This window comes from Brevibacillus borstelensis (assembly GCF_036700025.1).
GTDB lineage: Bacteria > Bacillota > Bacilli > Brevibacillales > Brevibacillaceae > Brevibacillus > Brevibacillus borstelensis.
In genome coordinates this window covers 38,885-64,776 of sequence record NZ_CP144922.1, presented here as the reverse complement: position 1 = coordinate 64,776, position 25,892 = coordinate 38,885, and the positions used below count along the sequence as shown (strand labels likewise).

The 25,892-nt window shown below is 50.6% G+C and carries 28 protein-coding genes; 24 read left to right on the top strand and 4 right to left on the bottom strand.

Annotated features, from left to right (window positions below; translation table 11 throughout):
• Positions 1 to 41 precede the first annotated feature (41 nt).
• The 5 genes from nadB (at position 42) to V5G20_RS00325 (ending at position 5,531) form a co-directional block, all read left to right on the top strand.
• On the top strand, positions 42 to 1,664 hold the full coding sequence (gene nadB / locus V5G20_RS00345; RefSeq protein WP_003390284.1) for an L-aspartate oxidase: 1,623 nt from the start codon (positions 42 to 44) through the stop codon (positions 1,662 to 1,664).
• Positions 1,654 to 2,499, top strand: a complete 846-nt coding sequence (gene nadC, locus V5G20_RS00340; RefSeq protein WP_024984723.1) for a carboxylating nicotinate-nucleotide diphosphorylase — start codon at positions 1,654 to 1,656, stop codon at positions 2,497 to 2,499. Before nadB ends, nadC begins: the two co-directional genes overlap by 11 nt.
• 10 nt (positions 2,500 to 2,509) lie before the next feature.
• Positions 2,510 to 3,274 carry a type III pantothenate kinase gene (locus V5G20_RS00335; RefSeq protein WP_311067887.1) on the top strand — a complete coding sequence of 255 codons (765 nt, stop codon included), beginning with the start codon at positions 2,510 to 2,512 and terminating at the stop codon, positions 3,272 to 3,274.
• 337 nt (positions 3,275 to 3,611) lie between these two features.
• The gene (locus V5G20_RS00330; RefSeq protein WP_251238162.1) at positions 3,612 to 4,970 is read left to right on the top strand and encodes a helix-turn-helix domain-containing protein; all 1,359 of its coding nucleotides are present in this window, start codon (positions 3,612 to 3,614) and stop codon (positions 4,968 to 4,970) included.
• A 297-nt stretch (positions 4,971 to 5,267) separates the two neighbouring features.
• A complete protein-coding gene (locus V5G20_RS00325; RefSeq protein ID WP_171506494.1) occupies positions 5,268 to 5,531 on the top strand; it encodes an aspartyl-phosphate phosphatase Spo0E family protein in 264 nt (87 codons plus the stop codon).
• 95 nt (positions 5,532 to 5,626) lie between these two features.
• On the opposite strand, the gene V5G20_RS00320 is transcribed toward V5G20_RS00325, so the two are convergent.
• Both V5G20_RS00320 and fmdA read right to left on the bottom strand, forming a co-directional pair.
• A complete protein-coding gene (locus V5G20_RS00320) occupies positions 5,627 to 5,992 on the bottom strand; it encodes an FmdB family zinc ribbon protein (protein ID WP_024984720.1) in 366 nt (121 codons plus the stop codon).
• A gap of 36 nt (positions 5,993 to 6,028) precedes the next feature.
• Positions 6,029 to 7,207 carry a formamidase gene (gene fmdA / locus V5G20_RS00315; RefSeq protein ID WP_122958270.1) on the bottom strand — a complete coding sequence of 393 codons (1,179 nt, stop codon included), beginning with the start codon at positions 7,205 to 7,207 and terminating at the stop codon, positions 6,029 to 6,031.
• Between the two features lie 670 nt (positions 7,208 to 7,877).
• Here fmdA and V5G20_RS00310 point away from each other — a divergent pair.
• Complete coding sequence (locus tag V5G20_RS00310) at positions 7,878 to 8,450, top strand: hypothetical protein (protein ID WP_039070450.1); 573 nt, start codon at positions 7,878 to 7,880, stop codon at positions 8,448 to 8,450.
• A gap of 68 nt (positions 8,451 to 8,518) precedes the next feature.
• Here V5G20_RS00310 and V5G20_RS00305 read toward each other — a convergent pair whose 3' ends face one another.
• Both V5G20_RS00305 and V5G20_RS00300 read right to left on the bottom strand, forming a co-directional pair.
• Entirely contained in the window at positions 8,519 to 9,916 is a 1,398-nt protein-coding gene (locus V5G20_RS00305) for a TraB/GumN family protein (RefSeq protein WP_338462935.1), read from the bottom strand.
• Positions 9,917 to 10,189: 273 nt separating this feature from the next.
• Positions 10,190 to 10,567 carry a DoxX family protein gene (locus V5G20_RS00300; RefSeq protein WP_338462933.1) on the bottom strand — a complete coding sequence of 126 codons (378 nt, stop codon included), beginning with the start codon at positions 10,565 to 10,567 and terminating at the stop codon, positions 10,190 to 10,192.
• A 186-nt stretch (positions 10,568 to 10,753) separates the two neighbouring features.
• On the opposite strand from V5G20_RS00300, the gene V5G20_RS00295 reads away from it, so the two are divergent.
• The 18 genes from V5G20_RS00295 to V5G20_RS00210 all read left to right on the top strand — a co-directional run bounded on the left by V5G20_RS00295 (position 10,754) and on the right by V5G20_RS00210 (position 25,820).
• Positions 10,754 to 11,476, top strand: a complete 723-nt coding sequence (locus V5G20_RS00295; protein ID WP_122958273.1) for an RcpC/CpaB family pilus assembly protein — start codon at positions 10,754 to 10,756, stop codon at positions 11,474 to 11,476.
• Positions 11,477 to 12,970: an AAA family ATPase gene (locus tag V5G20_RS00290; RefSeq protein WP_243014861.1), complete on the top strand. Its 1,494-nt coding sequence runs from the start codon at positions 11,477 to 11,479 to the stop codon at positions 12,968 to 12,970. It begins immediately after the preceding gene.
• 19 nt (positions 12,971 to 12,989) lie between these two features.
• Entirely contained in the window at positions 12,990 to 14,477 is a 1,488-nt protein-coding gene (locus V5G20_RS00285; RefSeq protein WP_243014860.1) for a CpaF family protein, read from the top strand.
• Between the two features lie 14 nt (positions 14,478 to 14,491).
• Positions 14,492 to 15,391: a type II secretion system F family protein gene (locus V5G20_RS00280; RefSeq protein WP_243014859.1), complete on the top strand. Its 900-nt coding sequence runs from the start codon at positions 14,492 to 14,494 to the stop codon at positions 15,389 to 15,391.
• Between the two features lie 4 nt (positions 15,392 to 15,395).
• The gene (locus tag V5G20_RS00275; RefSeq protein ID WP_003390305.1) at positions 15,396 to 16,304 is read left to right on the top strand and encodes a type II secretion system F family protein; all 909 of its coding nucleotides are present in this window, start codon (positions 15,396 to 15,398) and stop codon (positions 16,302 to 16,304) included.
• A gap of 66 nt (positions 16,305 to 16,370) precedes the next feature.
• The gene (locus V5G20_RS00270; protein ID WP_003390307.1) at positions 16,371 to 16,547 is read left to right on the top strand and encodes a hypothetical protein; all 177 of its coding nucleotides are present in this window, start codon (positions 16,371 to 16,373) and stop codon (positions 16,545 to 16,547) included.
• Positions 16,544 to 17,023, top strand: a complete 480-nt coding sequence (locus tag V5G20_RS00265; protein ID WP_338462929.1) for an A24 family peptidase — start codon at positions 16,544 to 16,546, stop codon at positions 17,021 to 17,023. Before V5G20_RS00270 ends, V5G20_RS00265 begins: the two co-directional genes overlap by 4 nt.
• Positions 17,024 to 17,026: 3 nt before the next feature.
• The gene (locus tag V5G20_RS00260) at positions 17,027 to 17,449 is read left to right on the top strand and encodes a TadE/TadG family type IV pilus assembly protein (RefSeq protein WP_003390311.1); all 423 of its coding nucleotides are present in this window, start codon (positions 17,027 to 17,029) and stop codon (positions 17,447 to 17,449) included.
• Positions 17,446 to 17,970: a hypothetical protein gene (locus V5G20_RS00255; RefSeq protein WP_003390312.1), complete on the top strand. Its 525-nt coding sequence runs from the start codon at positions 17,446 to 17,448 to the stop codon at positions 17,968 to 17,970. The genes V5G20_RS00260 and V5G20_RS00255 overlap by 4 nt, the downstream gene beginning before the upstream one ends.
• 97 nt (positions 17,971 to 18,067) lie before the next feature.
• Positions 18,068 to 18,685 carry a hypothetical protein gene (locus V5G20_RS00250; protein WP_003390313.1) on the top strand — a complete coding sequence of 206 codons (618 nt, stop codon included), beginning with the start codon at positions 18,068 to 18,070 and terminating at the stop codon, positions 18,683 to 18,685.
• A 108-nt stretch (positions 18,686 to 18,793) separates the two neighbouring features.
• Positions 18,794 to 19,072: a hypothetical protein gene (locus V5G20_RS00245; protein ID WP_003390314.1), complete on the top strand. Its 279-nt coding sequence runs from the start codon at positions 18,794 to 18,796 to the stop codon at positions 19,070 to 19,072.
• A 135-nt stretch (positions 19,073 to 19,207) separates the two neighbouring features.
• Positions 19,208 to 19,966, top strand: a complete 759-nt coding sequence (locus V5G20_RS00240; protein WP_024984069.1) for a hypothetical protein — start codon at positions 19,208 to 19,210, stop codon at positions 19,964 to 19,966.
• A 119-nt stretch (positions 19,967 to 20,085) separates the two neighbouring features.
• On the top strand, positions 20,086 to 20,814 hold the full coding sequence (locus tag V5G20_RS00235) for a hypothetical protein (RefSeq protein ID WP_227278040.1): 729 nt from the start codon (positions 20,086 to 20,088) through the stop codon (positions 20,812 to 20,814).
• A gap of 15 nt (positions 20,815 to 20,829) precedes the next feature.
• Positions 20,830 to 21,621, top strand: coding sequence for an SAF domain-containing protein (locus tag V5G20_RS00230; protein ID WP_327956770.1), 792 nt, complete (start codon positions 20,830 to 20,832; stop codon positions 21,619 to 21,621).
• Positions 21,618 to 22,736, top strand: a complete 1,119-nt coding sequence (locus V5G20_RS00225; RefSeq protein WP_327956768.1) for a hypothetical protein — start codon at positions 21,618 to 21,620, stop codon at positions 22,734 to 22,736. The genes V5G20_RS00230 and V5G20_RS00225 overlap by 4 nt, the downstream gene beginning before the upstream one ends.
• Positions 22,736 to 24,085 carry an ATPase, T2SS/T4P/T4SS family gene (locus V5G20_RS00220; protein ID WP_031933447.1) on the top strand — a complete coding sequence of 450 codons (1,350 nt, stop codon included), beginning with the start codon at positions 22,736 to 22,738 and terminating at the stop codon, positions 24,083 to 24,085. Before V5G20_RS00225 ends, V5G20_RS00220 begins: the two co-directional genes overlap by 1 nt.
• The gene (locus tag V5G20_RS00215; protein WP_003390320.1) at positions 24,082 to 24,981 is read left to right on the top strand and encodes a hypothetical protein; all 900 of its coding nucleotides are present in this window, start codon (positions 24,082 to 24,084) and stop codon (positions 24,979 to 24,981) included. The genes V5G20_RS00220 and V5G20_RS00215 overlap by 4 nt, the downstream gene beginning before the upstream one ends.
• Complete coding sequence (locus V5G20_RS00210) at positions 24,981 to 25,820, top strand: hypothetical protein (RefSeq protein ID WP_039070442.1); 840 nt, start codon at positions 24,981 to 24,983, stop codon at positions 25,818 to 25,820. Before V5G20_RS00215 ends, V5G20_RS00210 begins: the two co-directional genes overlap by 1 nt.
• Positions 25,821 to 25,892: the final 72 nt, after the last annotated feature.

Sequence of the window (25,892 nt, the reverse complement as noted above, 5' to 3'; positions counted from 1 at the left end):
AAACATAGATTTGATCACGGATGAGAGAAGGGACACAGGGAATGATCCCCCGCTATATTGCTGACTTTGATTTGCAAACATTGCCGCGGATGAAAACGGAAGTGGCGGTCATCGGCGCTGGCATCGCCGGGCTGTATACGGCCCTGCAAGCCAGTGAACAAAATGAAGTGGTATTGATCAGCAAAAAGAAACTCGACGACAGCAATACGCGCTGGGCGCAGGGCGGGATTGCCGCGGTCACGGCCAAGTCCGATTCGCCCGCGCTGCACCGTCAAGACACCTTGATCGCAGGTGCGGGCCTGTGCTCGTACGAAGCGGTGGAAGTCCTCGTCCACGAAGGGCCTGAACGCTTAAAAGAGCTGATCGCCTACGGTACAGAGTTTGACAAGGACGCCGAGGGGCGGTATGAGCTGACCAAAGAAGGGGCGCACAGCAAACGTCGTATTTTGCATGCCCACGGGGACGCAACGGGAGCGGAAATCGTCCGGGCCTTGTCCGCACGCGTTCGGGAGAAGTCCAACATCACCGTACTGGAAGACCACTTTGCGATTGATGTCGTGACGCAGGACGGCGAATGCGTCGGAGTGATCGCCATGAAGCCGGACGGCGAACGCTTTTTCCTGGAAGCAAAGGCGACGGTGCTCGCGACCGGGGGAGCGGGTCAGCTCTACCGCTACACGACCAACCCGGAGATCGCGACGGCGGACGGAATCGCGATCGCGTATCGGGCCGGAGCGCGGATCAAGGATGTGGAGTTTATCCAGTTTCACCCGACAGCGCTGTATTATCCGGGTGCGCCGCGCTTTCTCATCTCGGAAGCGGTACGCGGGGAAGGGGCGATTCTCCGCAATACGAGCGGGGAGCGCTTCATGGAAAAGTACCATCCGCAAAAGGAATTGGCGCCGCGCGACGTCGTAGCCCGGGCGATCGTTTCCGAGATGGAGCGCACGCATTCGGCTTATGTTTATCTGGATATCACGCATGAGTCGGAGGAGCTGATCAAGCATCGCTTCCCAAACATTTACCAGTTCTGCCTCCAATACGGGCTCGACATGGTAACCGACTGGATTCCGGTCGCGCCTGCCTGCCACTATATCATGGGCGGAGTTCAGACCGATCTGAACGGAGAGACCTCTACCAAGCGCCTGTTTGCCTGCGGCGAGGTATCCTGCACGGGTGTGCACGGAGCGAACCGCCTGGCGAGCAACTCGCTGTCGGAAGCGGTTGTGTTTGGCCACCGGATTGTTCATCGCATCCGGGAGCTTCCGCCGTTGCCCGAAATACGTCCGTTGCAGGCAAAGGCAGAAAAACGGGGGAATCGGACCGTCAACACGAGAGAGCAGCGGGTCAAGCTGCAAAAGCTGATGCTGCGCCACGTCGGCGTAAAGCGGCAGGAAAAGGGACTGCAAAAGGCGTTGGAAGAGCTGGAGCGCATGCAGCGGTTTTACGCCTGCGAGCACCATGAAATCGAGGCATTCGAATTCCTCAACCTGCTCGGTACGGCCGTGCTGACGACACGCGCGGCATTGCGGCGGGAGGAAAGCCGGGGCGGACACTATCGCAATGATTTCCCGAACAAAGACGATTTGATTTGGCGCAAGCACATCATCCAGTCGATGGATGAGGGTGTACGTGAGGAGAGTGACCAGTACGATGTGGAATAAGCGGGAATTGCAACGCAAAATTGAAGAGTGGCTGCAAGAGGACATCGGCTTCGGAGACGTGACGACAATGAGCACGATTCCCGGGACGGAGACAGGGACGGGCATTCTGTACGCCAAGGAAGCAGGGATTATTGCCGGATTGTCCGTGGCGGAGCAGGTGTTTGCGACCGTAGATCCAGCCTTGTCCTTTACAAGCCGCGTCCAGGAAGGGGCGCGTGTCGAGAAAGGAGAGCAAATCGCAGACGTCAGCGGTTCGGTTCGCTCGATCTTGAGCGGTGAGCGTCTGGCGCTCAATCTGCTTCAGCGCATGTCCGGCATCGCGACGCTGACCAGGCAGTATGCCGACGCAGTCGCAGGAACGAAGGCGCGGGTGGTGGATACGCGAAAAACCACCCCGGGCCTGAGAATGCTGGAAAAATACGCAGTCCGCGTCGGGGGCGGACACAACCACCGCTACGGACTGTACGATGCCGTGATGATCAAGGATAACCACATCAAGGGAGCGGGCGGAATTGCTCAGGCAGTCGCGGCGGCCCGTGCCGCCATTCCGCATACGATGAAAATCGAAGTGGAGGCGGAGTCGCTGGGGCAGGTGCAGGAGGCACTGGCTGCCGGAGCCGATATCATCATGCTGGACAACATGCCAAACGAGACGATGCGTGAAGCCGTCGCCATGATCGGCGGCCGGGCTGTCGTGGAAGCCTCCGGCGGCGTCACGCTGGAGACGATCGGGGGCATTGCCCAAACTGGGGTGGACGTCATCTCGGTCGGAGCGCTGACGCACTCGGTAAAAGCGCTCGATATCAGTCTCGATTTAAACACCCGGAAACGGTAGGAGAAGCCTTATGCTACTGGTGATGGACATCGGAAATTCCAACATCGTGATGGGACTGTATGAGGGAGAAACGCTGCGTCATCATTGGCGCGTGGCTACGGACCGCAACAAAACAGAAGACGAATACGGCATGCTCGTCCGCAGCCTGTGTGACAGTGTCGGCCTGACGTTGGACAGCGTGGACGGTGTCATTATTTCCTCAGTCGTGCCTCCGATCAACGTGATGATGGAGCGGATGTGCGAGAAGTACTTGCGCCATAAGCCTTTGATCGTGGGACCCGGAATCAAGACCGGCCTCAACATCAAGTACGAGTATCCGCGCGAGGTCGGGACAGACCGCATCGTCAATGCGGTGGCCGCGATTCACGAGTACGGAACCCCGCTGATCGTCGTCGATTTTGGCACGGCCACCACCTTTTGCTATGTGGACGAGCGCGGACAGTACTGGGGCGGTGCCATAGCCCCGGGGATCGGCTCTTCCACGGAGGCGCTGGTAAGCCGCGCTGCCAAGCTGCCCCGCATCGAGATCGCGAAGCCTTCGTCCGTGGTGGGGCGAAATACGATATCAGCGATGCAGGCCGGGATTTACTACGGCTTTGTCGGTCAGGTGGAGGGCATTGTCCGCCGGATCAAGGCCGAGTACGGCACACAGCCGACTGTGGTCGCGACAGGGGGCTTGGCTCCTTTGATTGCTAACGAAGCAGAGTGCATCGATGTTGTTGATGGCGACTTGACGCTGAAGGGCCTTCGTTTGATTTACGAACGGAATCAGTGAGATGTAAGCTTGTTCATAAAAAGAGAGCAGTTCTCTTGCAGGGAAATCGGCAGGAGGGTTGCTCTCTTTTATAATGGGAGCCTTTAAGATTGATCGAGTCCTACTGCTTTTCTTGTTTTCGCCTCGACTGAAGAGACAGGCGCTCGATACCCTTTCTTTGTCTGCCGGGGGTAATCTCCAACAAAATGAGAAGATATGTTGGGAGAAATACTTCTATAGTTTACCTCTATGTGTATCATATGGTAAAATATAGAAATATCAAAAAGATATCTCTTTATCAAGAGTGACTTAACGTACTGAATAGTAATCACTTTGGGAGTAGGGGGAGTGTTTTTCTATGAGGCTGCAAGAGACGGTGCAACGGTCGTTGCGGTCAGAGATAGAAACGCATCAGAAGCAAAACGGTTATACATTAAGCAAGCTCAGCGAATTGTCCGGTATAAATCACGGACACCTTAGTGATATTTTACGTGGCAACCGCCCGATGACGATAGGACAATTGGATGCGTTGACTAAAGTTTTTGGGAAGCCTTTAGGGTGGCTCTATGAGTTTTACACAGAAGAGTGTTTCGCAAAAGAGAGGGTATCTCGCCCGCGAGTGATTCCTTACCTGATCCGGTGCGCCGAAATTGGCCTGCAGGATTGTATTCAACATGTCGTTTCCAAATTGTTGGATGACCCCAAAAATGTAGGGATCCTTTTTTCAGTGGCAGAGCAGCTCTTTGAGAGCGGGAAGCGGAAGGAGTCCGTTCCTTTCTATGAGTTCGTGATTGAAAATGAGAAGGACAGTCATTCCGACCGTTTTTTGATCAGTCAGTACCGGTTGTTCCGGGCAGCGCAAGGGACAGATGCCGAAGAGAACTGGAAGGCGGTTATTCGGTTTGAACCTTATCGGAAGCGTTTGCCGGAAAATTTTCAGTTGGACGGGTTGCTGCAATTGGCGAATGTGTGTTTTGTGTTGCAAAGATGGAGTGAAATGGAAAAGTATGCTGACGAATTACGAACACTTGCCATGAAGGTCTATCAGGACGAGCTGCGTAAACGGAAAAGCAACAAGAACTGTGAGCCGTTAAAAACAGAGCGTCATTTGGTTACGTACTATGGACAAGGATTTCTATTAAAAGGCGCCGCATTACAAATGCAAGATTTGCATGAAGAAGCAAAAAAATATGTTCATGGCTATGCTGATCTTGGGTGGTTTGAACTGTTAGATGATGTGGGACAAAGAGAGGTTGAGAAGTTTAAGACATGGGCAAAAGCCAATTTTTATACGTATGATTTGCTGATGGGTGAAGTTACTATTTTGCCCGAGTATCTGAAGTTTTTGGCCAAGCATCCAGCGGAAATACCAGCGGGGCTTTTGACTCTCATGGAAGCGGCCAGTAAATATGACATTTTTATCGAACCTATTTTGGAACAGTATTCAGTAGAAATAGAACGTTTTTATAAATATGAAGATCCGGTTAATATTGGCAGACATTATAATTTCAGGTATAATAAAGTCGTCTATGAGTTAAAGAAAGGGCGCATTACCAATGCACTTGAAGAAATATTATGTTGTTTGGACCTAGCCGATAAGTTGAAGAATCAAGAAGCATTTAAACGATGTACTGCACTGTTTTGGGAACATCGGCATCATGCATCGGAGCAGCATGAACGAATATATCAAGAAATAATAGGGAGGTTCAAAGAATGAAACGAAAGTTGGTATCGTTATCACTCGCGTTAATTGTTAGCCTGTGTATCGGTATTGCAAACACTGAAACATCATCTTCTACAACAATTCAAACAGTGCAGACCTACACTCATGGAGTAGGTGGGTAAAACAAAAGGCCAGTACCTTCAAACGGGTGCTGGCTTTTTATATTTCCTTATTTTTTCAAAGCGGCATTTATTGGAGAATCTAGTATAGTTATAAATGTCCTTGTATTACATAATAAGGAAGGTGTGATATCCGATCGCTGTGAAAATTCTAGAATGGGACGTTCCCCTTATGTGCCCGTTAAAAGGAATGCCTACAAAAGGGGAATCGCTTGCTCCTAAAGGCAGGTGCATGATCCGGTTGGTAGGTGAACAAGAACAAAATCGGCATAATGAGAAGGACTTAATAAGGATTATAGAGAGCTTGCGGGGACAATTAGTTGAACTTGTTCAGGAAAAAGGCTTTGACAACGGGGAAGTTGTAGAGTTGAGCCAGCGCCTGGACCAGTATATTGTCCAGTATCAAAACAGAATGAAAATTAAGTCAATCAAATAAAAAACATGCATGAGTCAAACGTAAGCAAAAACAGCCCAGCACGCCACGGTGCTGGGCTTGGCTTGGTACGCTCGCAGATGTTTTTCTCAAACGGATTAATGCCCCACCTGCCACGGACGGCTGGGTGCGTGCGAACGATAGGCCGGCTTGCCGGGACGAGAGGCATGGCCCGCATGGCTGTGTCCATGCGATCCGCAAGCATGCCCGTGAGCTTGAGCGCTGCCGCGTCTCTGGCCTTCCCCGGAACAGCCGGGAGTCTCCCTTTTTACCACTTTCGGCACCGCGCTCTGCTCGATGCGGGTCCGCAGCGCTTTGGACGACGTGATCAACCCGGTGGGCAAATAGAGCCGGACCGCAAGCTTTTGACATTCCGGACAATGCCCGGGGTCCCCGGCTTGTGCCATGCTGCGGTACAGATCAAAGACGCCGCAGGTTTCACATACAAACGAGTAGGTCGGCATGACTGCATCCTCTCCTAAAAAGAAAGTGAAGGTTTGTTATTTCGGTGTGATATCACGGTCAAAGATCGCCGTCGGTATGGCGAGCGTGCAGCACGCGTTCGGAATGTCGACGATGCCGCTGATCCGCCCTTCCACAGGTGCGGTGGAAAGCAGCATGTAGGCCTGCTCGCCGGTATATCCCAGCGTTTTCAAATACTCGATGGCGTTCAGGCAGGCACGACGATAGGCGAGATGAGCGTCAAGGTAGTGCTGCTTGCCGCTGAATTCGTCGACGGAAATGCCCTCAAAGACAAGGAATTCGGAATAGTGAGGCTCGACCGGACCTGGTTTGAAAACAGGATTGTTGACGATGCCGTATTTGGCCATGCCGCCCTTGATAATGTCCACGTGCAGATCGATGAAGCCCGCCATTTCGATCCCGCCGCAGAAAGAGATTTCGCCATCGCCCTGGGAAAAGTGGATGTCTCCCATCGACAGCTTCGCCCCTTTGACAAAGACGGGGAAGTAAATGCGGGAGCCTCTGGACAGGTTTTTGATATCGCAGTTTCCTCCGTTTTCCCGCGGCGGCACGGTACGGGCCCCCTCGGCTGCGATTCGCTCATACTCGGCACCGGTAAGCGAACCGAGCACAGTGCTCGTCGGATCGGGAAGAGTAGCCAGCTCCGGCACGCGATGCGGGTCTGTCGCGACCAGCTCCCTCTCACGCTTGTTCCACTTCGCAAGCAGCTCGTGGGAAGGGGCAACGCCGATCAGTCCGGGGTGGGTAATCCCGGCAAATCTGACTCCGGGTATGTGGCGCGAGGTGGTGTAGATACCGTGGAAATCCCAAATCGACTTGGCTGCCTCGGGATAATGCTCTGTGAGAAAGCCGCCGCCGTTTTCCCGGGCGAAAATGCCGGCAAAGCCCCACTCCGCCCCCTGCAGCGGGCCGATGTCGAGGATGTCAACGACGAGCAAATCGCCCGGCTCTGCCCCGTTTACCCAGATCGGTCCGCTGAGCACGTGGACGCGCTTTAGATTGACGTCGCGGATGTCGCTCGGATCGTCGTTGTTCTGGATCTGTCCATCCGTCCAGTCCTTGCACTCGATGCGAAACACAGCCCCCGGGTTGACCGCAGCCACGGCAGGAATATCGGGATGCCAGCGGTTGTGTCCGGGTAAATCCTGCTCCTCCATCGGTTTGGTCAAATCCACCTTGAACAGCACTTCAGGCATTTTGTCTCCCCCTTGTTTTCCTCATTTGCTCACCTGGTTTCACCTGTCCCCCCTTTGTTAAGTCCATATGCGTGAATGGTTCGATTTAAGCCTGTTATAAAATAGAAAAGCGTCTGTTTGTTTTTAAAGACAAGTCTACATTCTTTTAATTTCGCCAAGGAGATTGTGAAAGATTTATTGATAGATGACAGACGAATGCAAATATATAGGCATTTTCTGTAAACTAAAAATTATATTCAGAGATTACCAATGCATGGTATATTTGCCTTATGCTTGCTATATATTCTACTTCTATACCCATTTTTCCCAAGAATACAGGTTCAGCAGTGACCAAAAAACCGACACAAATAAAGAACGCATAGCTTGCGTTCGAGAGCATTGTTAAGCACTCAGAAGGGCAGGGAATGTTACGATTGCAAAATATTGAAGGATCTTCCAACGCAGGAACTACATAAGGCTGGGGAAGCCCTTTACGGACTCCGTTTGCGAAGAGAGAGCGAGACATAACCGATGTTGTTTGCAATTACTTTGCGGATGGCTTTAGGACCAACTAGCTATTGATCTCGGAGTAAGGTTTTAAGGGCACTTTAGCGATATGTTCTTAGTAAGCAAACTATAATGTCTCTCGATTATTATTTGCGTGTCCAGCCTCTAAAAAAGGGTGGTTTGTATGGAAATTGGAAAAAGAGTGCACGTAAAATACCTAATGTTTTTATCCATAATCCTTCTGCTAATATCATGCCAGAGTAATCATGTTAGCAGTAATTCAACAGTTATAGACATCGACAAATTTAACAAAAGGTATCTGGATATTAAGACTAATTTTTCACTAGATGGTTATATTGAAATAACCGAAGACTGGGCTATTACGAATCTCGTTCGTAAATTTAAAGACAGTTCCGATTCAGAGCATAGCCTTTTTCAAGAAAACAACAAGACTTTAGTATATAAAAATGAGAGTGAAGGAATCGTTGTTATGGTTGGGCTTTCTCCCGGTATGGAAGAAAAATTCCAATGGAAAAATGCATTATCCTATTCATCTGGTTTTTATAATGCGACGAATGAAGATAGCGGAATCACAAAAGGATACAGTGAGATATATCCAAATACTGATTTTCTTATCTATAATTTTTCAGGTAAAGAACTAAATGCGAGTATTGTACTTATCGCAGACCACTCCAGAGATTTACATAACACTGAATTTTTACCCGAATTTATTAAATACCTTGAAAATATAAACTAGCTTGATCCTATATACGGTAATGAAAGAGGCGCATGACATCCATGCGCCCTCTGTTACCCGCAAAAAAGCTACCGAATAAACTCCACTTTATAGCCTTTTTGCTTCAATTGATCAATCACCATATTCTCGACCACAAAATGCCCGGCACCAATGACGACAAAGACAGTCGATTTGCCTTCCTTTTCAAGCAAGGAAGCCAGCTTCGCGGCCATGTTCTTGTCCCGTTCTCCGAACAACCCCTTCGCAAGAGCGCTCTCCATCATTTGCGGGGAGGAAGTAAATGATTTCGTAAAGCCGTCCAGATCCCCTTTTGCCCATAGCTGCTGCCACTCGATAAGCTGTTTCGCCGTGTTCTGCGAGGCGGCATCCGGATTCAAAACCGAGTCCAGCAGTTCATTCAATTCTTTTTCCTGCAGGTCAGGCGGTGCGTTGTTGAAAAGATCGGCTTGCAGCTTTATGCCTTCCAACTCGTGTATCGGTTTCCCGGAAAGAAGCGCGCTTTGCAGGAAGTACATGTCGACCCCCAAAGCCGAAGACTGAGGCTGCTCGCTTGGCGAGACTCTGGTGGAATTCAGGGACAGGCCGGTGGATACGGCCCAAGGCTTGTAGGAGTCGAAGGCATCCCGGGGAAGTTTCAGCTTGTCGGTAACCTTCTGCAGCTTCTCATACGTCGCTTTGGATACGTGATCCTTCAGTGTTGTGCCGTCGGTGTACATCATGGATTCTTTAAAGTATTCCAACGCCTCTTCATCGTCAGAGAGGAGATTCAGCTCCACCCAAAGGGTATCGGATGCGGCGAACGCGTCCCTGACGTTTTTTTGCATCGGGTACATATCCGGAGTGCCATAGTGAATCGAACCGAGCAGGTAAAGCGTGTTGCCCCCCTTGGTGGCCTTCCAGAGCAGCCCTTTTGCCCCTCCCTGGGCGGTATCGTATGCATAGGTTACAAGCCTGCTTGCAAAGACGGCGGCTTGCTCGACAGTGCATGGCTGGTTCAGTCCCAGGCTGCCAATGGTTCCGCTCACGATGCCTTTCTTTTGCAAATAATCAATCGGGGAAAGCTTGCCGATTTCGAAAGCTTCCGGCAGCTCGTACTGTGTGAGGACGCCGTACAGCGAGTTCAGGACCATTTCTCTCGTTATTGTATCTGTTGCTTTCGGGCCGCTGAAATTAGTCTTCTTGCTGAAGCCCAGCTTATCCAGTTTCGCTGCCGTGTTGGTCAGCAAAGCTTGAAATTTGTCCGTGGTAATCGGCTGCTGAAAGGTGCCGTCTTGATACCAGGCAAGCGGATAAATTCCGTATTTTTCGCCTTCGTGAAGGGTCTGGACGGACCAGGGGCTGATTGCAGGCGCTGCGGCAGGCGCTTCGTTCGCCTGTACGGTCAATACGCTTCCGAGTAACGCGGTTATGCCGAGCAAGCCGCTGGCGAGCAAGCGATGCAGTTTGCTCCATTTACTTTGTTTCATCTAAGAATGTCCTCCCCTGAGATAATCCAACTAATTATATCCCAGTATATGGATACGGGCAACGGCCTGAGGATATGCATTTGAACCTCCTCTTTTATTTGAAGAAGGCACACGAATGCATGGATCGCACTGATGTGCCTTTATTCACATTCTGTTGCCTGGATAGAAAAAATCCATCTTATTCCATACCCGACACAGCCAGGTTCTCGCAAGGTTTCCTTGCGTTTTGCAGCATAGCCAGTAAGACCGGAACCGAGTAAGGTTAAAAAATAATTACGATTGGAATGGTAGGTTACTGTACTGTTCCTTTCTTGGTTTTTTAATAGCGGCGAACAGGAAAGCGATGAACATGACAAATGGCAGCACAGCAAGATGTGGTTCGCCGTGAAAAAGGTGTGTGAGGGAAGCACCGAGCGTTATCACAGCCAATGCGAAGGCTGCGTAGCGGAAAAGCTTATGAAATAACAATCCGAGGCCCCCCAGCACTTCGCCAGGACCGATTATGATCTGAAACCAATAAGGATATCCATACTGTTGAAAAGCGAGTGTAATGTCCGGATTTCCATTTAATTTAAAGAAACCAATGAAAAGAAAATAAAAGCAGGTTACAGATAACAGAGTCCATTTTGCAATACGAAGCCATTTTTTCATACTGAATCCCCCATTCATTCCCTAGATGGAACTAAGTGTAGCTTCCAAGGTATGACATCTAATGTCATATATGCGAAGCAAAAGTCCGAGGAGATAGACTCGTCTTTCCCTATTGCTGGAAAGCCGGCTTTTTTTGTCCCGTCCATCCTTTGTACGCTGGCAAAAACAGAGAAAGGAGGCAAAGGCATGTCCATCCATCCTCTGCGGCTGGTTGCCATCCTGCTCTTGGCTGCTTGCGTGGCGGCGGGAGCGTATCACTTTTTGCAGCCGCAAACCTTTGTCTTTGTCAAGCTGAGGGGAAATGTGGCGAAGGAGAGCGGAGAAAAGCTGACTGCATCCGATCTTGAGCGCGGCGAGATTCAGGTGGGCGGCCTTGCCCGGGAGCAGTCTGCGGAGGCTTTCGGCTTGATCCCGTGGGAAGAAGCTCCGCGTTATCTGAACCGCCCTTTGTCCCGCAGGGTAGAAGGAGGAAGACCGCTTTTGCCGGGAGACGTTGAGGAGGCGGGGGAAGTTGCGAAAGGGCGGGAGCTGGAGCGGTCGATGACGGGCATCAGCATTCCGGTTAACAACGTCACGGGCATTAATCCGCATGTAGCGATTGGCGAGCGGGTGCATGTGTACGCATCGTTTGAAGACGACAGCGGCGCGCATACCGGATTGCTCCTGCGGAACATGCCGGTGATCGGGGTGCAGAGAGAGATGGACGGCGATATTCCCAGACTGGAGGCGGTCACGCTTTCGCTGCAGCTGAGGGAAGCCGTTTTGCTTACCCACGCCCTTCATTACGGAAAGATCCGCTTGGGAAAGGCGTCTTTCCTGGAGGAAGAAAACAGTGCGGGAGTCGGTGACGCGAGCTTTGCAGCGGCTCTGATGAAAACGAAAAAACGGTGGGGAGAGGAGGAGCAGTAAGTGAAAAAGCGATTGCTGATCGTGGATGATGATCCCGCTGTCGGCGCAGCCTTGCAAACACAGACGGCCGGAAGCCGGTGGCTGGAGGTGTGCGGACAAACGACAGGGGTAGAGGAGACGTGGCGGGCCCTTCATGAAAACAAACCGGACATCGTGCTGCTCGGGGGAGTGCAGGAAGCGGAAAGAGGGGTTTTGTGCCAGCAGTTCAGACTTGCTTTTCCGCACCTGTTGTTTATCGCCGCTTGCAGTGAACAGGAGCTGATATGGGAGCCATTTTTCCGCAATTTGGGCATGTGGGTGATCGCCAAGCCGATCCATTCTGGCCAATTGGAAGCGCTCGCGATGCAGCTCTCTTCCATGACAGCCATGTCCTCGATGCATGCCAGCATGCCGGCAGGCAGTGCGGCGATGGGAGGAATGAGCGGGACGGGAACAGGTCTGACCGGTATCGGAACGACAAGCAACGGTATGGGCGGAGCGGCTTTTCCGGGCGTGGAAGCAGGTATGCAGGCGGCTGGATTTTCTGGAGTCGCGGAGGCCAAGCCCCACCACCCCTATGTTGCAGGAAGCGGCCAACAGGCAAAAAAACGGCTCATTACCGTATACGGTCCAAAAGGGGGCGTCGGAAAAACCTTTCTTTCCCGCGAGCTCGCCATCTATTTTGCACAACGGAAGCTTGGCGGAAATCCTCTGAAGGTTCTGGCTGTCGACTTCAATTTGGACCTGGGAACCTTTGCGACTGCATTGAATTTGCCGCGTACTCCCAATCTGTATTCGTGGGTCCAGGATATCGACGAGCGGCTGCATGACTGGATTCGCTCCCAAGGCCGGGAACCGGGTGATTTGAGCCAGGAGGAGTGGCAGGTCCAGATCGGTAGTGTACAGCTTTCGCCGCAGGAAGTGGACAGGCATATCGTTGTCCACGAGGCAAGCGGCTTGCATGTTTTGACCTCTCCGCGCGATATCCGGCACAGCTTTGAGATCAAAGACTACCATCTGTATTTGATCCTGGATGCGCTCAAGAACAGCCACTATGATGTCATCCTGATCGATACGGCTCCAGATACGACGGATGCAACGATCCAGGCGCTGTTTTTTGCCGAGCAGGTCGTGATGGTCGGGAATCCCGTAGTTGATTCTATTGAAAATATTCAACGTATATTAAAACTCTTGCGGGAGGCGGATTATCCGGAAGAACGCATTTCTCTGTGCATGAACCGTTTGCAGCGAAAAGAGATGTTTACCCTGGATGAGATACGCGCCTATTTTCAACTCCATCCCAGCAAAAAGATATTTCCAATCCCCGATGACCAGGAAGTGAAAAAATCGATCAACACGGGCAATCCTGTCATGCTGCATCCGGGAAAGCTGGCGGCCAAGGATGCCATTGAAGCGCTGGGCAAAGCCCTTTTGCCTCTGGAAGAAGAGGCCGACGGTTCGGGAAAAAAGAAGGAGAAGGAACGCGCCTCCCTGTGGAAGTGGTTGAGGAGATAGGAAGGAGGAAGAGAGCTGGATGAACTTTGACAAAAAGACTCTGCTCGGAATTCAGGCTGTCACCCGTGAACGCCTTGATCTGCGAACACAGGCAAAGGAATCTGCTCGTGAATCGCAAACGCTGCAGGAGAGAATGCAGATGAAGCAGCATGCTCCTGTAGATAGAAGGCTGACTTTCGAGGCAGAGGCAGCCATTCGAACGCAGATCGTGGAGAAGCACGGAAAGCGTTTGTGGGAGGAAAAAGGACAAGCAGCCTATCTGCAAGAGCTGGCACGGGATATTCGCCTCCTTTTGGAAACGGGAACTCCGCTCGCTTCGGTTCAAATTGAGGCGGAGGTAGAGCGGCTGATCCGCTCCCTGACTGGCTGGGGGCCGCTTGATCCGCTGCTGGAGGACCCCGATATTACGGAAATCATGTTTCATCGCTACGATCACCTGGTCGTCGAGCGAAAGAGCACGGGGCGTTTGGAAGTACCGGATATACCGGTCTTCCGCGATGAAGAGGAGATGCTGCGGCTTCTCGAACAGATGGCCGCCACTATGGGCCGCGAGTTTAACGAGACAAAGGCAGAGCTGAATACCCAACTGCCGGATGGTTCCAGGGTAGCGGCGACCCATCGCTCTATTTCTCCGGATGGCCACATGCTGACGATTCGAAAGCACCGCGATTTGCTGACAGAGGCGGATTACCTCGCATATGGCTCGATCTGCGAGCCTATGCTTACGTTCTTAAAATGGGCGATCAGTCTCTCTCGCGCTTCCGGCATCGTAAGCGGGGGGACCGGTTCAGGGAAAACGCACTTGCTCAACCTGATTTCGCAGTACGTCCCGCATCACCTCAGCATTATTACAATTGAAGACGTGCTGGAAATGAAGCTGCAGCATCCGTTTGTCCGGCGCTTTTTGGCCAAGCCTGCCAACTATGAGGGCAAGGGAGGCTTCTCTATAAAAGATTGCGTGCGGCTTTCTCTGAGAAAACGGCCGGATGTCATCATCGTCGGGGAGACGCGAGGAGGAGAAATCGTGGATATGCTTTGGGCGATGAACACGGACCACCCGGGCAGCTGGAGTACCGCTCACGCCAACTCCCCGCGGGCATTGATCGATTCGACCTTGCCGATTTTGTTCGCCAAGGCGGAGGAGTCATACAATACGACGGAAAGAAATCTGATGATCGGGTCGGCGCTGGACCTGATCGTCCAGGTGAAGCGATTCGAAGAAGACGGGAGCCGCAAAGTGGTGGCGATTACCGAAGTGATCGGGACGGGCCAGTCACATGAGGACCGCATCCGCCAAGCCTGCAACGTAAGGCAAATCCATCCGGACCGCGTTTACTTGCAGGATATTTACGTATACGAGCCTACGGGAGTAAAGGACGGACGGGTAGTAGGCCAGTACAGGTGGACAGGGTATAAACCGGAGAAACTGGTGCGGCGCTGGGCGGAAAAAGGACTGCAGCCAGAAGAGTGGGAACGGGTTTTCTTTTCGACGCCGATTCCGATGTAGGAGGTAGGTTGCACGTGGCATTGGAGAGTGCATTGGTTGCGGCAGGGCTGGGAGCGGGAATTGTGCTTGTGGCTGTGCCGCGCTCTTTTATTTACCGGGAGCATCAGGACGAGCACGAGATTGTCCACCAACTTCGGCGGGACCGACAGACGATCTGGGACAGGCTTGGCGTCAGGCTGCAGCAATCTGGCTCCGGATTAGGCGTCAATCACTACGTTGGACTTGCGTTTGTGCTGGGACTTGTTTCCTTTGGCGTGACACAAAAGCTCCTGCAGTCATGGATTCTGGCGCTGCCCGCTTTATTCGCCGGTGTTCTTTTCGTAGAGCGGATCGTCAGCATTCTGGGGGCAAGGAGAAAAGAGAGATTTGAGGTGGACAACGTAAAGGCGATTCGTTTGATGGCCAGTTCTCTGCGGACATCGCCTTCTTATCTGCATGCATTTGAGCAGGTGGCAGCGAGTCTCTATTTGGACAAGTCCGTAACGACGGAATACAGCAGAATCGTGGAGCTGTTGCGTGCTCAAGTGCCGCTGGAGCGAGTCATGAACATGTTCTACGAGCGAACAGGTTCAGCAGATGTCCGCTACCTGGCGACGATCGTCTACATCCAGCGAGAGATGGGCGGGGACATGGCCAAAACGCTTGATCTAGCTTCATCGACTATACTCCGAAGGAAGCAGGCGCTGCGAAGACAGCGAGCCGCCATGGCGCAAATTACGGCCCAGGTGAATCTGCTCAGTGTGATGCCGTTCGTGTTTATCATCGCTTTGTACGTGAACAACCCAAGTCATTTTGACCCGCTGACAGCCACCCTTTCCGGGAGATTTTTGATATTGGCGTCCCTCGGGTCGATACTGATGGGCGGAGAGGTCGTACGCCACCTTGCCCATAAAGGCATTCATAGAGGAGGGTGAAGCCATGTGGTGGCTGGGAGCGCTGGCCGGGATCGCGGTATTGTTCTGGGGATTGCCCGCTTGCTTGGAAAGAAGGGAGGAGGGTGTCCCGACTCTTTTGGGACGGATTGAGCAGGAACGTCACTCACATCTGGAGAGTGCATTCGGCAAGACGATCTCCCCCTGGAAGCTGGCCCGCTATCTGGAGCAGCATGATGATTTATTGGAGCTTGTCTGCAAGTGGACCGGAATCAACCGTACCCATACAGCCGATATCCTCTTCCGGCTGAATTCGCGCTATTCCTTGGCAGAGGTCGCGTTGGCAAAGGCGGTTGGCGGAATCGTGATGCTGGCGGTCGTGATCCAACTGGCGATTGCGTACACAGGGGGTCAGTCATTGAATACTACGGCTTATTTGCCGCTGATCATCGCGGTTTTATTGTTTCTGCTGCCGACGATGCTGCTGGACGTGGCAGACAAACGGGCCAAGGCTGAGATTCGCGAGCAGGTTCCGATTTTTTTTGGCATTGTACAGTCTCTGGTCGAGGCGGGCATGCCGATCCAGGCAGCCGTAAAGCAGACGGCACGCCGTTTTGACGGAAGACTGGGAAGGGAGCTGGCGCGGCTGGAAGTGGAGGAAAGACGCTACGGGACCTGGAGAAAAGCGCTGGAGGAATTGGCTTTTCGTTGGGAGGTAGATACCCTGTCGGCGATCTCGATGGAAATAAATGAGGCGATGAGCAAGGGCGTCAGCATCGCCAAGATGATCGCGGCGCAGGTGGAGGAGCAGGTCCGCCAGCAGGAGGACGAGGCATCCGATCACATGAATCGGCTTAATGTGCGTCTGCTTCCGTTCGTGATCGTTCTGATGGGGGTTCCGTTGCTGTTTCTGGTCATGGGCCCTATTTTTATCGGAATCGGGGAACGCTTGTAAAGTTTTTTTGCCGAGGGCTCTGTCTTTTGACAAAGTAAAAGTACAAATTGAAAAGGAGTGATTGCCATGACCTTGATCACTGATTACATCCGTCGGTTTGCAAAGGAGGAAGACGGTGTGACGATTGTGGAGATGGTGATTATCATCGCCATTATTCTGATCGTCCTGATTCCGACACTGCAAAATCTGGGCAGCGTAGAGGAAGCGAGGATTCAGGAACTGGAGACCCAACTCAGCAAATGACGGAAGCTGTAATCTTTTTGCTTCTGGGTATCGCCGCATACTTTGATTGGAAATGCCGCAAGATTCCAAATACGGTAACGTTTCCGGCCTTGGCTGCCGGCCTTGTTTATCAATGGCAGGCGGGGATGGGGTGGACAGCCGTTGCAGGAGTTGCGGGAGCCTTTTTGCTGACGGTGGTCCCGGTTGTTTTGCGCGGCATGGGGATGGGCGACCAAAAGCTGCTGATGGCGGTAGGGGCTTGGGTGGGCTGGTCGGGAGTGTACCCGCTTTTTTTACACTCGTTCTGGGTTTGTCTGGCGGTGGTTGTTTTTCTCCCTGGAACCTGGAGGCGTTTAGGCAGAAATATGCATGCAATCTTTGCAGGCTGGGTCGCACATCGGAAAATCTGGCTTCCCCGAAATAAAGAAGCAGCCCTGTCCTTTCCCTATGCCGTGCCCCTTTTGGGTGCGTATCTGGTGCAGCACTTGTGGAGGTAGCAAATGAAAAGAAATTGGTTCGGCTTGATCCGCAATGAGCGAGGGACGCAAATATTGGAGCTCATCCTTGCACTACCCCTGCTCTGGTTTGTGTTTATCTTTTCATTTGATCAATTTTCCATCCTGTACAACCGGCAAAAGGTTTTGGCTGCAGCCTATGAGGCAGGAAGAATCGCTGCCGTCCAGCCGAATTTCGGCTTAGCCAACTATCACGCGGCAGAGATGGGCCAAGCGGAGCTGAAGCAGGGGATCGGTATGACGGATAGCCGCGTTCGCCTCTATGTGCAAGGGGGATGGAAGAAAGGGAATCATTTTGAAGCTGAGGCGACAATGAAGTTTCATCTGCTCGCTACCGGAAAGCCTTTTGAATTGAAAGAGAGCTATCATCTGATGATTGAAAATGCGGAGAAGGGTGGCAGCCAATGAGGAGAAAGGGCGAGGAAAAGAAAAATTGGATGATACAGCAGCTGGCTGAGGAGCGCGGGACAATGACGGTTACCGCGCTCTTTTTTCTCATCTGCATGGGAGGATTATTGTCGATCATGCTCATACAAGGCCAGGCGAGCCTGGCGAGCATGCGCGTCCAGCAGACGGCTGACATTGTGTCAAAAGGAGCGCGAGCGGCGGGAGCATGGGAGTACCAGGATGCGGACGGGGAAACGAAGAAAATACTGGTCGCGACTAGCAGCGAGGCCAAACGGTACGAGGCCGATATTGTCCGGGGAGCTCGCGAAGAGGCCGGACTGCTATGGGAGTTGAATCGCCCGGCAGTGGAGCGGCAGGCGGAGTCAGCGACCGTGGTGCATCAGAAGGGCGAACGGAAAAGCTTGTATGGACAAGGAATCTACCATGTAAAAATAGAGGCCAGACAGAAGCTGCATCATCTGTGGGGAGAGTCGGATGTGACATTCCGAAGGGTGTCGCAATCCGGAATGTATGACTTTTAGATTGGTCGATATTGTAAACCCTGTTATTTTTGTCCTACCTTTTCATGGTAATTTGGATTCAAATTCCAAATTACAAAAGTGTGGGAGTGAGTGAGCCGTGCCGTCAACAATCGTCGAGCGGTACAAGCGCATCCTGAGTGGAGCACAAAAGCGCTTTTCGCCGTACGAATTTGAGGATATGCAGTATCGCAAACAAAAAGTTCAGCTAGTCATTCGATATGCGATAGAGCAAGTAAAAATGTGGACGCCGGAACAGGCACGTCGTGAGATGAGCATAAAAGATGTAAAGGAACTAAAGCTCCATTTGATTCGGGAATATGTTGAACCTCCTATTGAAGCGAAGGCTCAGGATGTCTACTACCTCGTGGAATACGCCTACCCGTATCTTCCGAAGCCGTCGGAGGAGCAAAAAATACTATGGGTTTACGAGGAGGTTCTTGCGGGCATTCGGCGCCATTTCCCCCCGCTGTACTTTCAAAGCGTAAAGGGGGAGGAGAGGGCAAAAATTTGTTTTGACTATATGTGCAACAAACTGATGAACATTAAAGACTTGCGCGAATTGCCGCGAATATTTGGAAAAACGGAGCAGGCTTACCACTATTTGCGGAAATACAAGCTCAAGATTCTTGTAGATACGCTGTACTTTTCCCCGTTTGACATGATTACGGACATGTACCCGGAGCTTGCCGATCCCCGCCTGTGGGAAGATGGATAAATTTATTTGCATCCATACGCTGTCTTTTTTTACGGTAAGGATAGTTTCATGAGCTTATAAGCGTATGAAACGGCCGTAAAAAATTGGTGAGAAAAGGAGGAGTTGCAATTGGCAACAGTTGAAGCTCACCAAGACCGCTCTACAGGAGTGGATGTGCTTTTGGGACGTCGCGTGCGTTACCAAAAGCACAAACCCGGCAGGCATCTGTCAGTGGACCGCATGCCTCAGGGAACCTTTCGGATCGAGTCCGTAAACCGATTCGGAGAAAGGATTGTCCTCAATGACGGGATCGTGGTTATGGAGAGTGCTCCGACTGTCATTGAGCGCGGGGGAAGAATTGCTCTTCTGCTCGCAACCGGGGAAGAGCTCTACTTTTTCGTAGAGTAACCCGCAAGCTCGCCTTGTACGGATGCGTCCAAGGCGGGCCCCTATCATTGAAGCAAAAATGGTTTGACGTATGGTGAAATATGTAGCAAAATGTCTACTAATGTATAAATATGTAATAATTGGGGGTAATTTGAAGTGACAGTGAAAAACGCAAGAGAACTGGTTAATCGCTGCTACGAACAAACGAATTGCCTAATGTCAGTAGAGGAATTAAAAGAAAGATTTATCCTGTTTGTCTTCGGTCCCTATCAAGATGAGATTGTTTCCCGCTATGGACTGGAGTACTTTTACAAACATTTGGACAGCATCAATCTCACGAATTGCCGAAAAGACTTTGACCGGGCCGTCGAAGAGTGGTACACGTACGAGCACGGCAAAAATGAACAGCAGGCCGATTACCATGATCTCCTTTTCACTTTGGTAAAGGATACGATCGTACATTATCAATCCGGTGATCGCAATATCCTCGTTCGTGATGTAACGAAAATGTTAACCTCCCCGACTGGTTATTATCGCCGCTGGAGATCTGGACAGCTCGGTGAGCGAAACCTCCCCGCCTACTTTAAATACCTGCTCCGGCTGGGAATACGTTCATTGGCGGATATTGAATCATTGGTAGATATGTGGCTGGTGGAGCAGCCCCATGCGTTTTGCAAAAAACAGCAGCAGCTGTTTGCCAAACCTCCACGAAGAGGCAGACCAAACAATGCCGAGCTGGCCCAATTGCAAGAAATGGTCGGCCAGATCAAGCAAAATCTCACCTTTCAGGAACGAGAAAGGCTGCGGAAAATATACTACTACCATCGTAAAAATCTCACGATGAAAGAGATGGTAGAAAAATTCAAAGAATACCTGCGAGCAAAACAAAACGAAAATGACACGCAGGCAGGCTAATGATGTTTCAGCAAGTAAACCGATTTGTCAGCAAGTTTCGCGAACTGGAGCAAAGAGATTTGATCCGTACCACGGAAGAAGAGCGACGCCTTGAAGAGCTGAAGGAGAAACTGACGAGCGTGGCAATCGAAGAGACGCGTAGACAGGATCGCCGATGCATTGCAGTTTTGAGCTTGTATCCTCAAGCTGGCGCCAGTTTTTTGGCTGGCAATGTCGCCTTTGCTATGGCAGGCAGCGGATCGGCTGTTACTCTTTGCGAACTGCCTGGCACAAGCTCCTACCTGTATTTTGCTCTCGACTTTGAACGGAGGGCACATCAAGCTGCACAAGAAGACTTGTCCTCCACTCTCTACATGCAAAATGATTGTCTTCGCATCCATGTTGATACCCCGCTGAAAAACAAGGATTCCTGCAGCGATGCTGTTGATTGGCTATTTCGCTTGAGCAAGGAGAGCTCCACTGTCCTGATCGATATATCCTCATCTTGGAAAAATCATCAGATTGAGCGATTGCTGACGATGCTTGATGAGATTTGGGTCGTATTTGACTCTGATATAGCACGGCTCACCCGGATGATTTTGACGGAAAAAGCTCCGAGCTGGTGGCAAGGCAATCAAAGCAAGATCAGGATGGTTGCGAATAAATGGAATGAAAAGTGGAATCGCACAGCCATTATGAAAAAAGTGGCTGGAACCCTGTCTCTTTGGAACGAGGGCAATTCTGCTCAAGTCCATACAGTAATCCCGCTTTTTGATGGTGATAAAACCTTTGCAGCCCACTCGAAGGCTATGCTGCTGCTAGAGCAGTTTCCAGAAGAGGAGAGCGGTTTTGCCTCACTTTTACATTAGCGAAGGAAGAGGGCTATGAAAAAACAGACGTTAATCATTATTAGCATCATTTCTTTTATACTGGCTGGCTCTTGCTTTTATGCGGCTACTCGATATATTGATGCAATTGCTCTCAAGCGATTGTTTGCCCCGGTGGTAAAGGTAGCCCCAGGCAAGGTAATTGCCCCGTACGAACCGATAACCAGAGCTGATCTCGTATTGGTTCAGGAGGGAATCGACAACATACTGCCCGATGCAATCAGGGACTTGGAGAGTGTCCTTGGAAAACGCAGCACGCAAACGATCTTTTCGGGTGAACAGATTTTACAGAGCAAGCTGACGGACAATCAGCTTCTCCCGGAAAAAGGAATGGCCCGCTATGAATTTCCTCTCACTTTTTTTAATCCCGTCACAGAATTGAGAAAAGGCGACTATGTGAAGGTATGGGTCACGTATAAACCACCTTCCGAATTGGAACATTTGCCTGAACCAAGTCATTTCAGGAAAAGCAATGGAACTGCGGATTTACTGTTCACGACCCAGCTGGCAACGGTGAGAGACAGCAATGGTACAGAAATTTATACGATCAGGCCCAATCCCCTTCCATCTCCCGACCATATGGATGCGATCTTTAATGGGTCACGAGAGAAACCGTTGCTAAACGGTGAAAAGCGTTACCAGGATTACCGTTCACAGCCGACTGCGCTTGCATCCTTTATCGGTTTGAATCTGACCGATCAACAATTTTCCGCGATTAGTGAGGCGTTTTTATACGGGATCGTCCAGATTGGTCAATTATCGAATCAGGAGGTGGAGATAACATCATGAAGACGATCGTCTGCTATCCGGTAAAATCTCTTGTTCACACGTATATGCCCATGGGTTGCCAGGTTCTGGTGTCAGAGTCTTCTGCCGATTTTTATCGTTTGGCTAAACTGTATCAACCAGAAGCAGCGGTACTGTTTGCCGAGATGTTTGAGACACCTGTCTGGGAGTGGCTGCCCTTGGCAAGGAGTACGTTGGATCCTCAAACACCGATTGTTGTCGTACCACTTTACCAAAATGAAAGCTTGATTAAGGAAGTGGTACAGAAGGCTGATCTGAGCGGTGTTTACATACTTTCCGCCAATCTGACCCAGGATGAGATACGAAAGGGGATTGGACAAATCCTGAGCCTGGACGATGAAGACGATACGGCTGGCCCATATGAAGGCCGGGGCATGATATACGCTTTGATGAGTCACGGAGGTGCAGGGGTAACGACCTTTTGCATCAACTACCCGATTTTATTGGCGAAGCAAAACCCTGATAAACAGATTCTCGTTCTTGATATGAATGTTCACAAGCAGGATTTGACCCGGTTTTTCAAGCTGCAGCAACATCAACTAAGCCAGTTCAGACCGGACCTGTTGGATTTGCGTACAGCTCGTTTGCGAACATGGCGAAAAATTTGCAAACAAAGCAACCAACTGCCCAACCTGTTTTATGCAAACGCCACAAGCAATTGGAGAAGCATGGAGATATCCAATTTGATGTCATCGCTGCGGGAACAGTTTGACTACATCTACATTGACTGGGGCTACAGCTTTCCCGAGACAGATGCGATGCAGAGATTGATTTACACCGCCGATCGCAATTTGCTGTTTGTCCGATCGGACCCGTTTAGCATCGAGGGAGCAAAAGAATGGATAAAAAGCTGGGAGAAGCGCGGGGTAGAGTATCAGGTCATGCTTAGCCATATCGATAAGGGGCAGAATCATCGTATCGGTGAAGGTATTTCTGTATACGGAGTGGTTCCACGCATTTCCGATGATCGTCTGCGGCAGTCACACCGAACCCATAGTGTGTTGGTAGAGGAATTTCTTCCTCCCAAGCCTTATGTCATGAGCCTGCAAGCCATTATGGAAACTGAAAAAATGGTAAGAGGAGCGGTCGTGTGTTGATGAATAAGGCGGTCAGACAATGGAATCCATCGGAGATAAAGACCATCGAAGATATCAAACAGGCGGCACGCGATTATTTAAACCACTTTGGCTCTACACGTGAAGAAAAGGTTGAAATGCAGCGAATTTTAACGTTAGCGGAAAAAGGCGACCGTGACAGCCATAGTCATATTATCCTTCGTCTGCAACACTACTTTGAAGAAGTGCTGAAACGCCCCGTCAAAGAAGAAATTCTTCCTCATGTCAATGCTTATGAAGGGCTTGCTTTCTCGACATACGGGTGGGGAATCATCGACGCAACACTACATCTCTCTCCGTGGGTAGAGGAAGTGAGGGTTTCTGCGGGCCGCCAGGTTGCCTATATTGAGCAGGGAGTGAAGAAGACGTTAAACTATATGCCCACATGGCAAGAGGTAGAGACGCTTCAACAGAAGCTGACTAATACGGCAGGCCTTTCTTTCCATGAAAAGAAGCCGCGCCTTAGTGGTTACCTGGAGTCTTTAAAAGCGCGGCTGACCATGTTTACCTTCCCGTATTCCCGAGTCCCTGTCATCATTGTACGGCGTTTTGCGACTCTTGCCTTTTCGCTGGATGATCTCCGCAAACAGGAGATGCCAACCTTTGATGAAAAGGTACAACTGTTGATCGAGCAGCAAGTGCACGGCCGGGGAAATGTGTTGGTCATTGGTCCTATGGCAGCCGGAAAGACGACCTTAATGCTGTGCATGCTCAAACTAAAGGACCCGCGAACCGAGTACATTACGATTTTTGAAAGCGAACATGAAATGAGATTTGGAGACGTGTGGAGCGGGGAAGTCATTGAGCTGCAAAATGTTGAAGAAATCGGTATCGAACTTGCGAATTCCTTTAAGGATATGTATCGTTCTACCGCCAATACGATCCTGATTGGAGAAATCAGGGAGCCGATCGAGGCCTATCACTTTATCAATGCAGGAGTGCGAGGAACAGACGCTACGATCGCTGCGATGCATGAACGGTTTCCCCATAAAGCCCTAAACGATTTGACCGATCTGGTTTATCAGTACGGCGGGCGAAGTGTCGAACTGACTCAGGAGAGGATCAGCCGTGCCGTCAATTTCGTGAATTCGCTCACTTATCGAAACAACGGACATCGCTTTATTGATGCCATTCACGTGACGGAATGGAATGATCTGATGAATCGAGTCGAGTCCGTACCGCTCGTATATCGCAACAGGATTAGCGGAGAGTACGAATGGACAGGGAAGCAGCTCGATGGGCACCTGGTCGAATACATGTGCTATGTAGGAAGGGCCGATTTGGACACCCTGAAAGAGCTGCGCCTGACGGATATGGGAAGGTTGATATGAAGCTATTTTTGTTCATCCCCATGTTTGTTTGCCTTTTGATCGGGTTTTACTTGCTAGGCTTGTATCTGTATCAGAAATGGTCCGCGCCCCCCGTGTTTTTTTCCAAAACGGTAGCAGCGTGGCGGGAAAAAATGCTTCAGCGAAAAACCAATCAATTCATATACAACCAGTACGAACGATGGTGTCAGGTGGCAGGGGGAGTTCCAGAAGTATACCTGATTCTTTCCGTGGTTGGGTCTGCGGCGGGCTTTGCTTCCGGCATCCTCCTTGGAAATATCGTCGTCTCACTCTCGCTGTTTGTTTTGCTGTTATTGCTTCCAACTCTTTTGCTGTACGCCCGTTATACCGTACTTATCAACCGAAAAATCATGTCATTTTGTCGCTTTGTCGACCTGTTCTCTCGCTATTACAGCAGCAGAAAAAACATTATTCTCTCTTTTCGGGATATGGTTGAGGAATGCCCGAAAGACTTATTGCCGGACCTTTTGCTGTTGACCAATAAGCTGTCGGATGGGGGAGATCCTGTCCTTGCTTTGAATCAGTTTGCGGAACGGTTGGACCATCCGTGGGCCTCTGATTTCGCAACCTATGTGGCAAGCGGACTGGAGGGAGAAACCGAAGATATTCAAACCGCGTTAAACCGGCTTACGAATGAAATGTTTATACAACAGGACGAAAAAGAGGAAAGAAACAGCGAAATTCATGCGATCTGGATTAGTTTGATTGTGGTGATCATCATTTGTATTTGTTTGATTCCTTACAATCAGAGTCTGCTTAAAGATTCTTACAGACTATACTTCTTTACCAATGATGGACAAGCGATTTTATCGCTGGCAGTTACCGTCTGGTCCATCTCCATCCTGCTGGCATTCATCTGGGGAAGGAGGTATCGCTAATGCCACAGGTTTACATGTATGTCACTTTGACCTTGGGTGCAGTCTTTGTCTTTATTGGTTGTCTGTTTATAGGGAGGTGCTTGATTGGCCTTCAACGTCCCAAGCTGTTTGTCTCCGTTCCCTGGAGAGATATTTGGACAAAAACGGTGAACGCAACTGAAGATCAAGCATGGGAGAAGCTTCTCGAACGCGCCGGACGGCCGTTTGGATGGGGCAAGCCTGAGTGGGTGTTCTCCCAGTTGGTCAGTGGAACAACTGTCTGCTTATTGATTCTGTTCGCTGCAATGTTTAGCCGCTCGCAGTCGTTTCCACTATGGACGCTGCTGATCGCTTCTACCCTCAGCTTTATGCTGCCGTATATCGGATTGAAAGTGTGGGCCGGGTACCGGGAGGAGGTGCTGAGTACCGATATTGCCCGTTTTATCAACAGATACGTCAATTTGTTGGAGAATCAGGTCCCCGTATACAGTGCCATGCTAAAGGCGGCACGGCCGACCCGTCTGTTAAAGGAATATGTTCCTAGTCTTTCCGAATGGAACAAGGATCCTGATGAAGCTTTGGAAACATTCAAGCGAAAACTGGGAGTTGAAGATGCGGTTATTCTGGTGTCCAGTATGAGAACTGTTGAAAACTTGAGTGAAAGTCAGGTTGCCCTGACCATGCAGCGATTGGAGTGGGCTGTCGATCATCGACGGATGTTTCGGCATCGAAAGAAAATCAAATCACTGGGGATCGGCTACAGCGTCATTGTTTATCCGGCATTTTATATGGGATTACTCGTAGCTATGTTTCCCTGGTATAAGCTGCTTACGGAAATTTTGGACAAATACCTGACTTGAGGAAGGGATAGGTATGAGCAAGTTGTTTTCGATTCTGATGTGTATTGTTTTCACACTGGGAATCATCGTAGC

Bases quoted from the DNA above. Each gene is read 5' to 3' on its own strand.
- V5G20_RS00215 (WP_003390320.1), top strand. From the start codon at position 24,082: ATGAAGCTATTTTTGTTCATCCCCATGTTTGTTTGCCTTTTGATCGGG.
- V5G20_RS00330 (WP_251238162.1), top strand. From the start codon at position 3,612: ATGAGGCTGCAAGAGACGGTGCAACGGTCGTTGCGGTCAGAGATAGAA.
- V5G20_RS00260 (WP_003390311.1), top strand. From the start codon at position 17,027: ATGAAAAGAAATTGGTTCGGCTTGATCCGCAATGAGCGAGGGACGCAA.
- V5G20_RS00275 (WP_003390305.1), top strand. From the start codon at position 15,396: ATGTGGTGGCTGGGAGCGCTGGCCGGGATCGCGGTATTGTTCTGGGGA.
- V5G20_RS00255 (WP_003390312.1), top strand. From the start codon at position 17,446: ATGAGGAGAAAGGGCGAGGAAAAGAAAAATTGGATGATACAGCAGCTG.
- V5G20_RS00270 (WP_003390307.1), top strand. From the start codon at position 16,371: ATGACCTTGATCACTGATTACATCCGTCGGTTTGCAAAGGAGGAAGAC.
- V5G20_RS00335 (WP_311067887.1), top strand. From the start codon at position 2,510: ATGCTACTGGTGATGGACATCGGAAATTCCAACATCGTGATGGGACTG.
- V5G20_RS00325 (WP_171506494.1), top strand. From the start codon at position 5,268: ATGTGCCCGTTAAAAGGAATGCCTACAAAAGGGGAATCGCTTGCTCCT.
- V5G20_RS00300 (WP_338462933.1), bottom strand. From the start codon at position 10,567: ATGAAAAAATGGCTTCGTATTGCAAAATGGACTCTGTTATCTGTAACC.
- V5G20_RS00225 (WP_327956768.1), top strand. From the start codon at position 21,618: ATGAAGACGATCGTCTGCTATCCGGTAAAATCTCTTGTTCACACGTAT.
- V5G20_RS00265 (WP_338462929.1), top strand. From the start codon at position 16,544: ATGACGGAAGCTGTAATCTTTTTGCTTCTGGGTATCGCCGCATACTTT.
- V5G20_RS00220 (WP_031933447.1), top strand. From the start codon at position 22,736: ATGAATAAGGCGGTCAGACAATGGAATCCATCGGAGATAAAGACCATC.
- V5G20_RS00295 (WP_122958273.1), top strand. From the start codon at position 10,754: ATGTCCATCCATCCTCTGCGGCTGGTTGCCATCCTGCTCTTGGCTGCT.
- fmdA (WP_122958270.1), bottom strand. From the start codon at position 7,207: ATGCCTGAAGTGCTGTTCAAGGTGGATTTGACCAAACCGATGGAGGAG.
- V5G20_RS00310 (WP_039070450.1), top strand. From the start codon at position 7,878: ATGGAAATTGGAAAAAGAGTGCACGTAAAATACCTAATGTTTTTATCC.
- V5G20_RS00230 (WP_327956770.1), top strand. From the start codon at position 20,830: ATGAAAAAACAGACGTTAATCATTATTAGCATCATTTCTTTTATACTG.
- nadC (WP_024984723.1), top strand. From the start codon at position 1,654: ATGTGGAATAAGCGGGAATTGCAACGCAAAATTGAAGAGTGGCTGCAA.
- V5G20_RS00285 (WP_243014860.1), top strand. From the start codon at position 12,990: ATGAACTTTGACAAAAAGACTCTGCTCGGAATTCAGGCTGTCACCCGT.
- V5G20_RS00305 (WP_338462935.1), bottom strand. From the start codon at position 9,916: ATGAAACAAAGTAAATGGAGCAAACTGCATCGCTTGCTCGCCAGCGGC.
- V5G20_RS00320 (WP_024984720.1), bottom strand. From the start codon at position 5,992: ATGCCGACCTACTCGTTTGTATGTGAAACCTGCGGCGTCTTTGATCTG.
- V5G20_RS00210 (WP_039070442.1), top strand. From the start codon at position 24,981: ATGCCACAGGTTTACATGTATGTCACTTTGACCTTGGGTGCAGTCTTT.
- nadB (WP_003390284.1), top strand. From the start codon at position 42: ATGATCCCCCGCTATATTGCTGACTTTGATTTGCAAACATTGCCGCGG.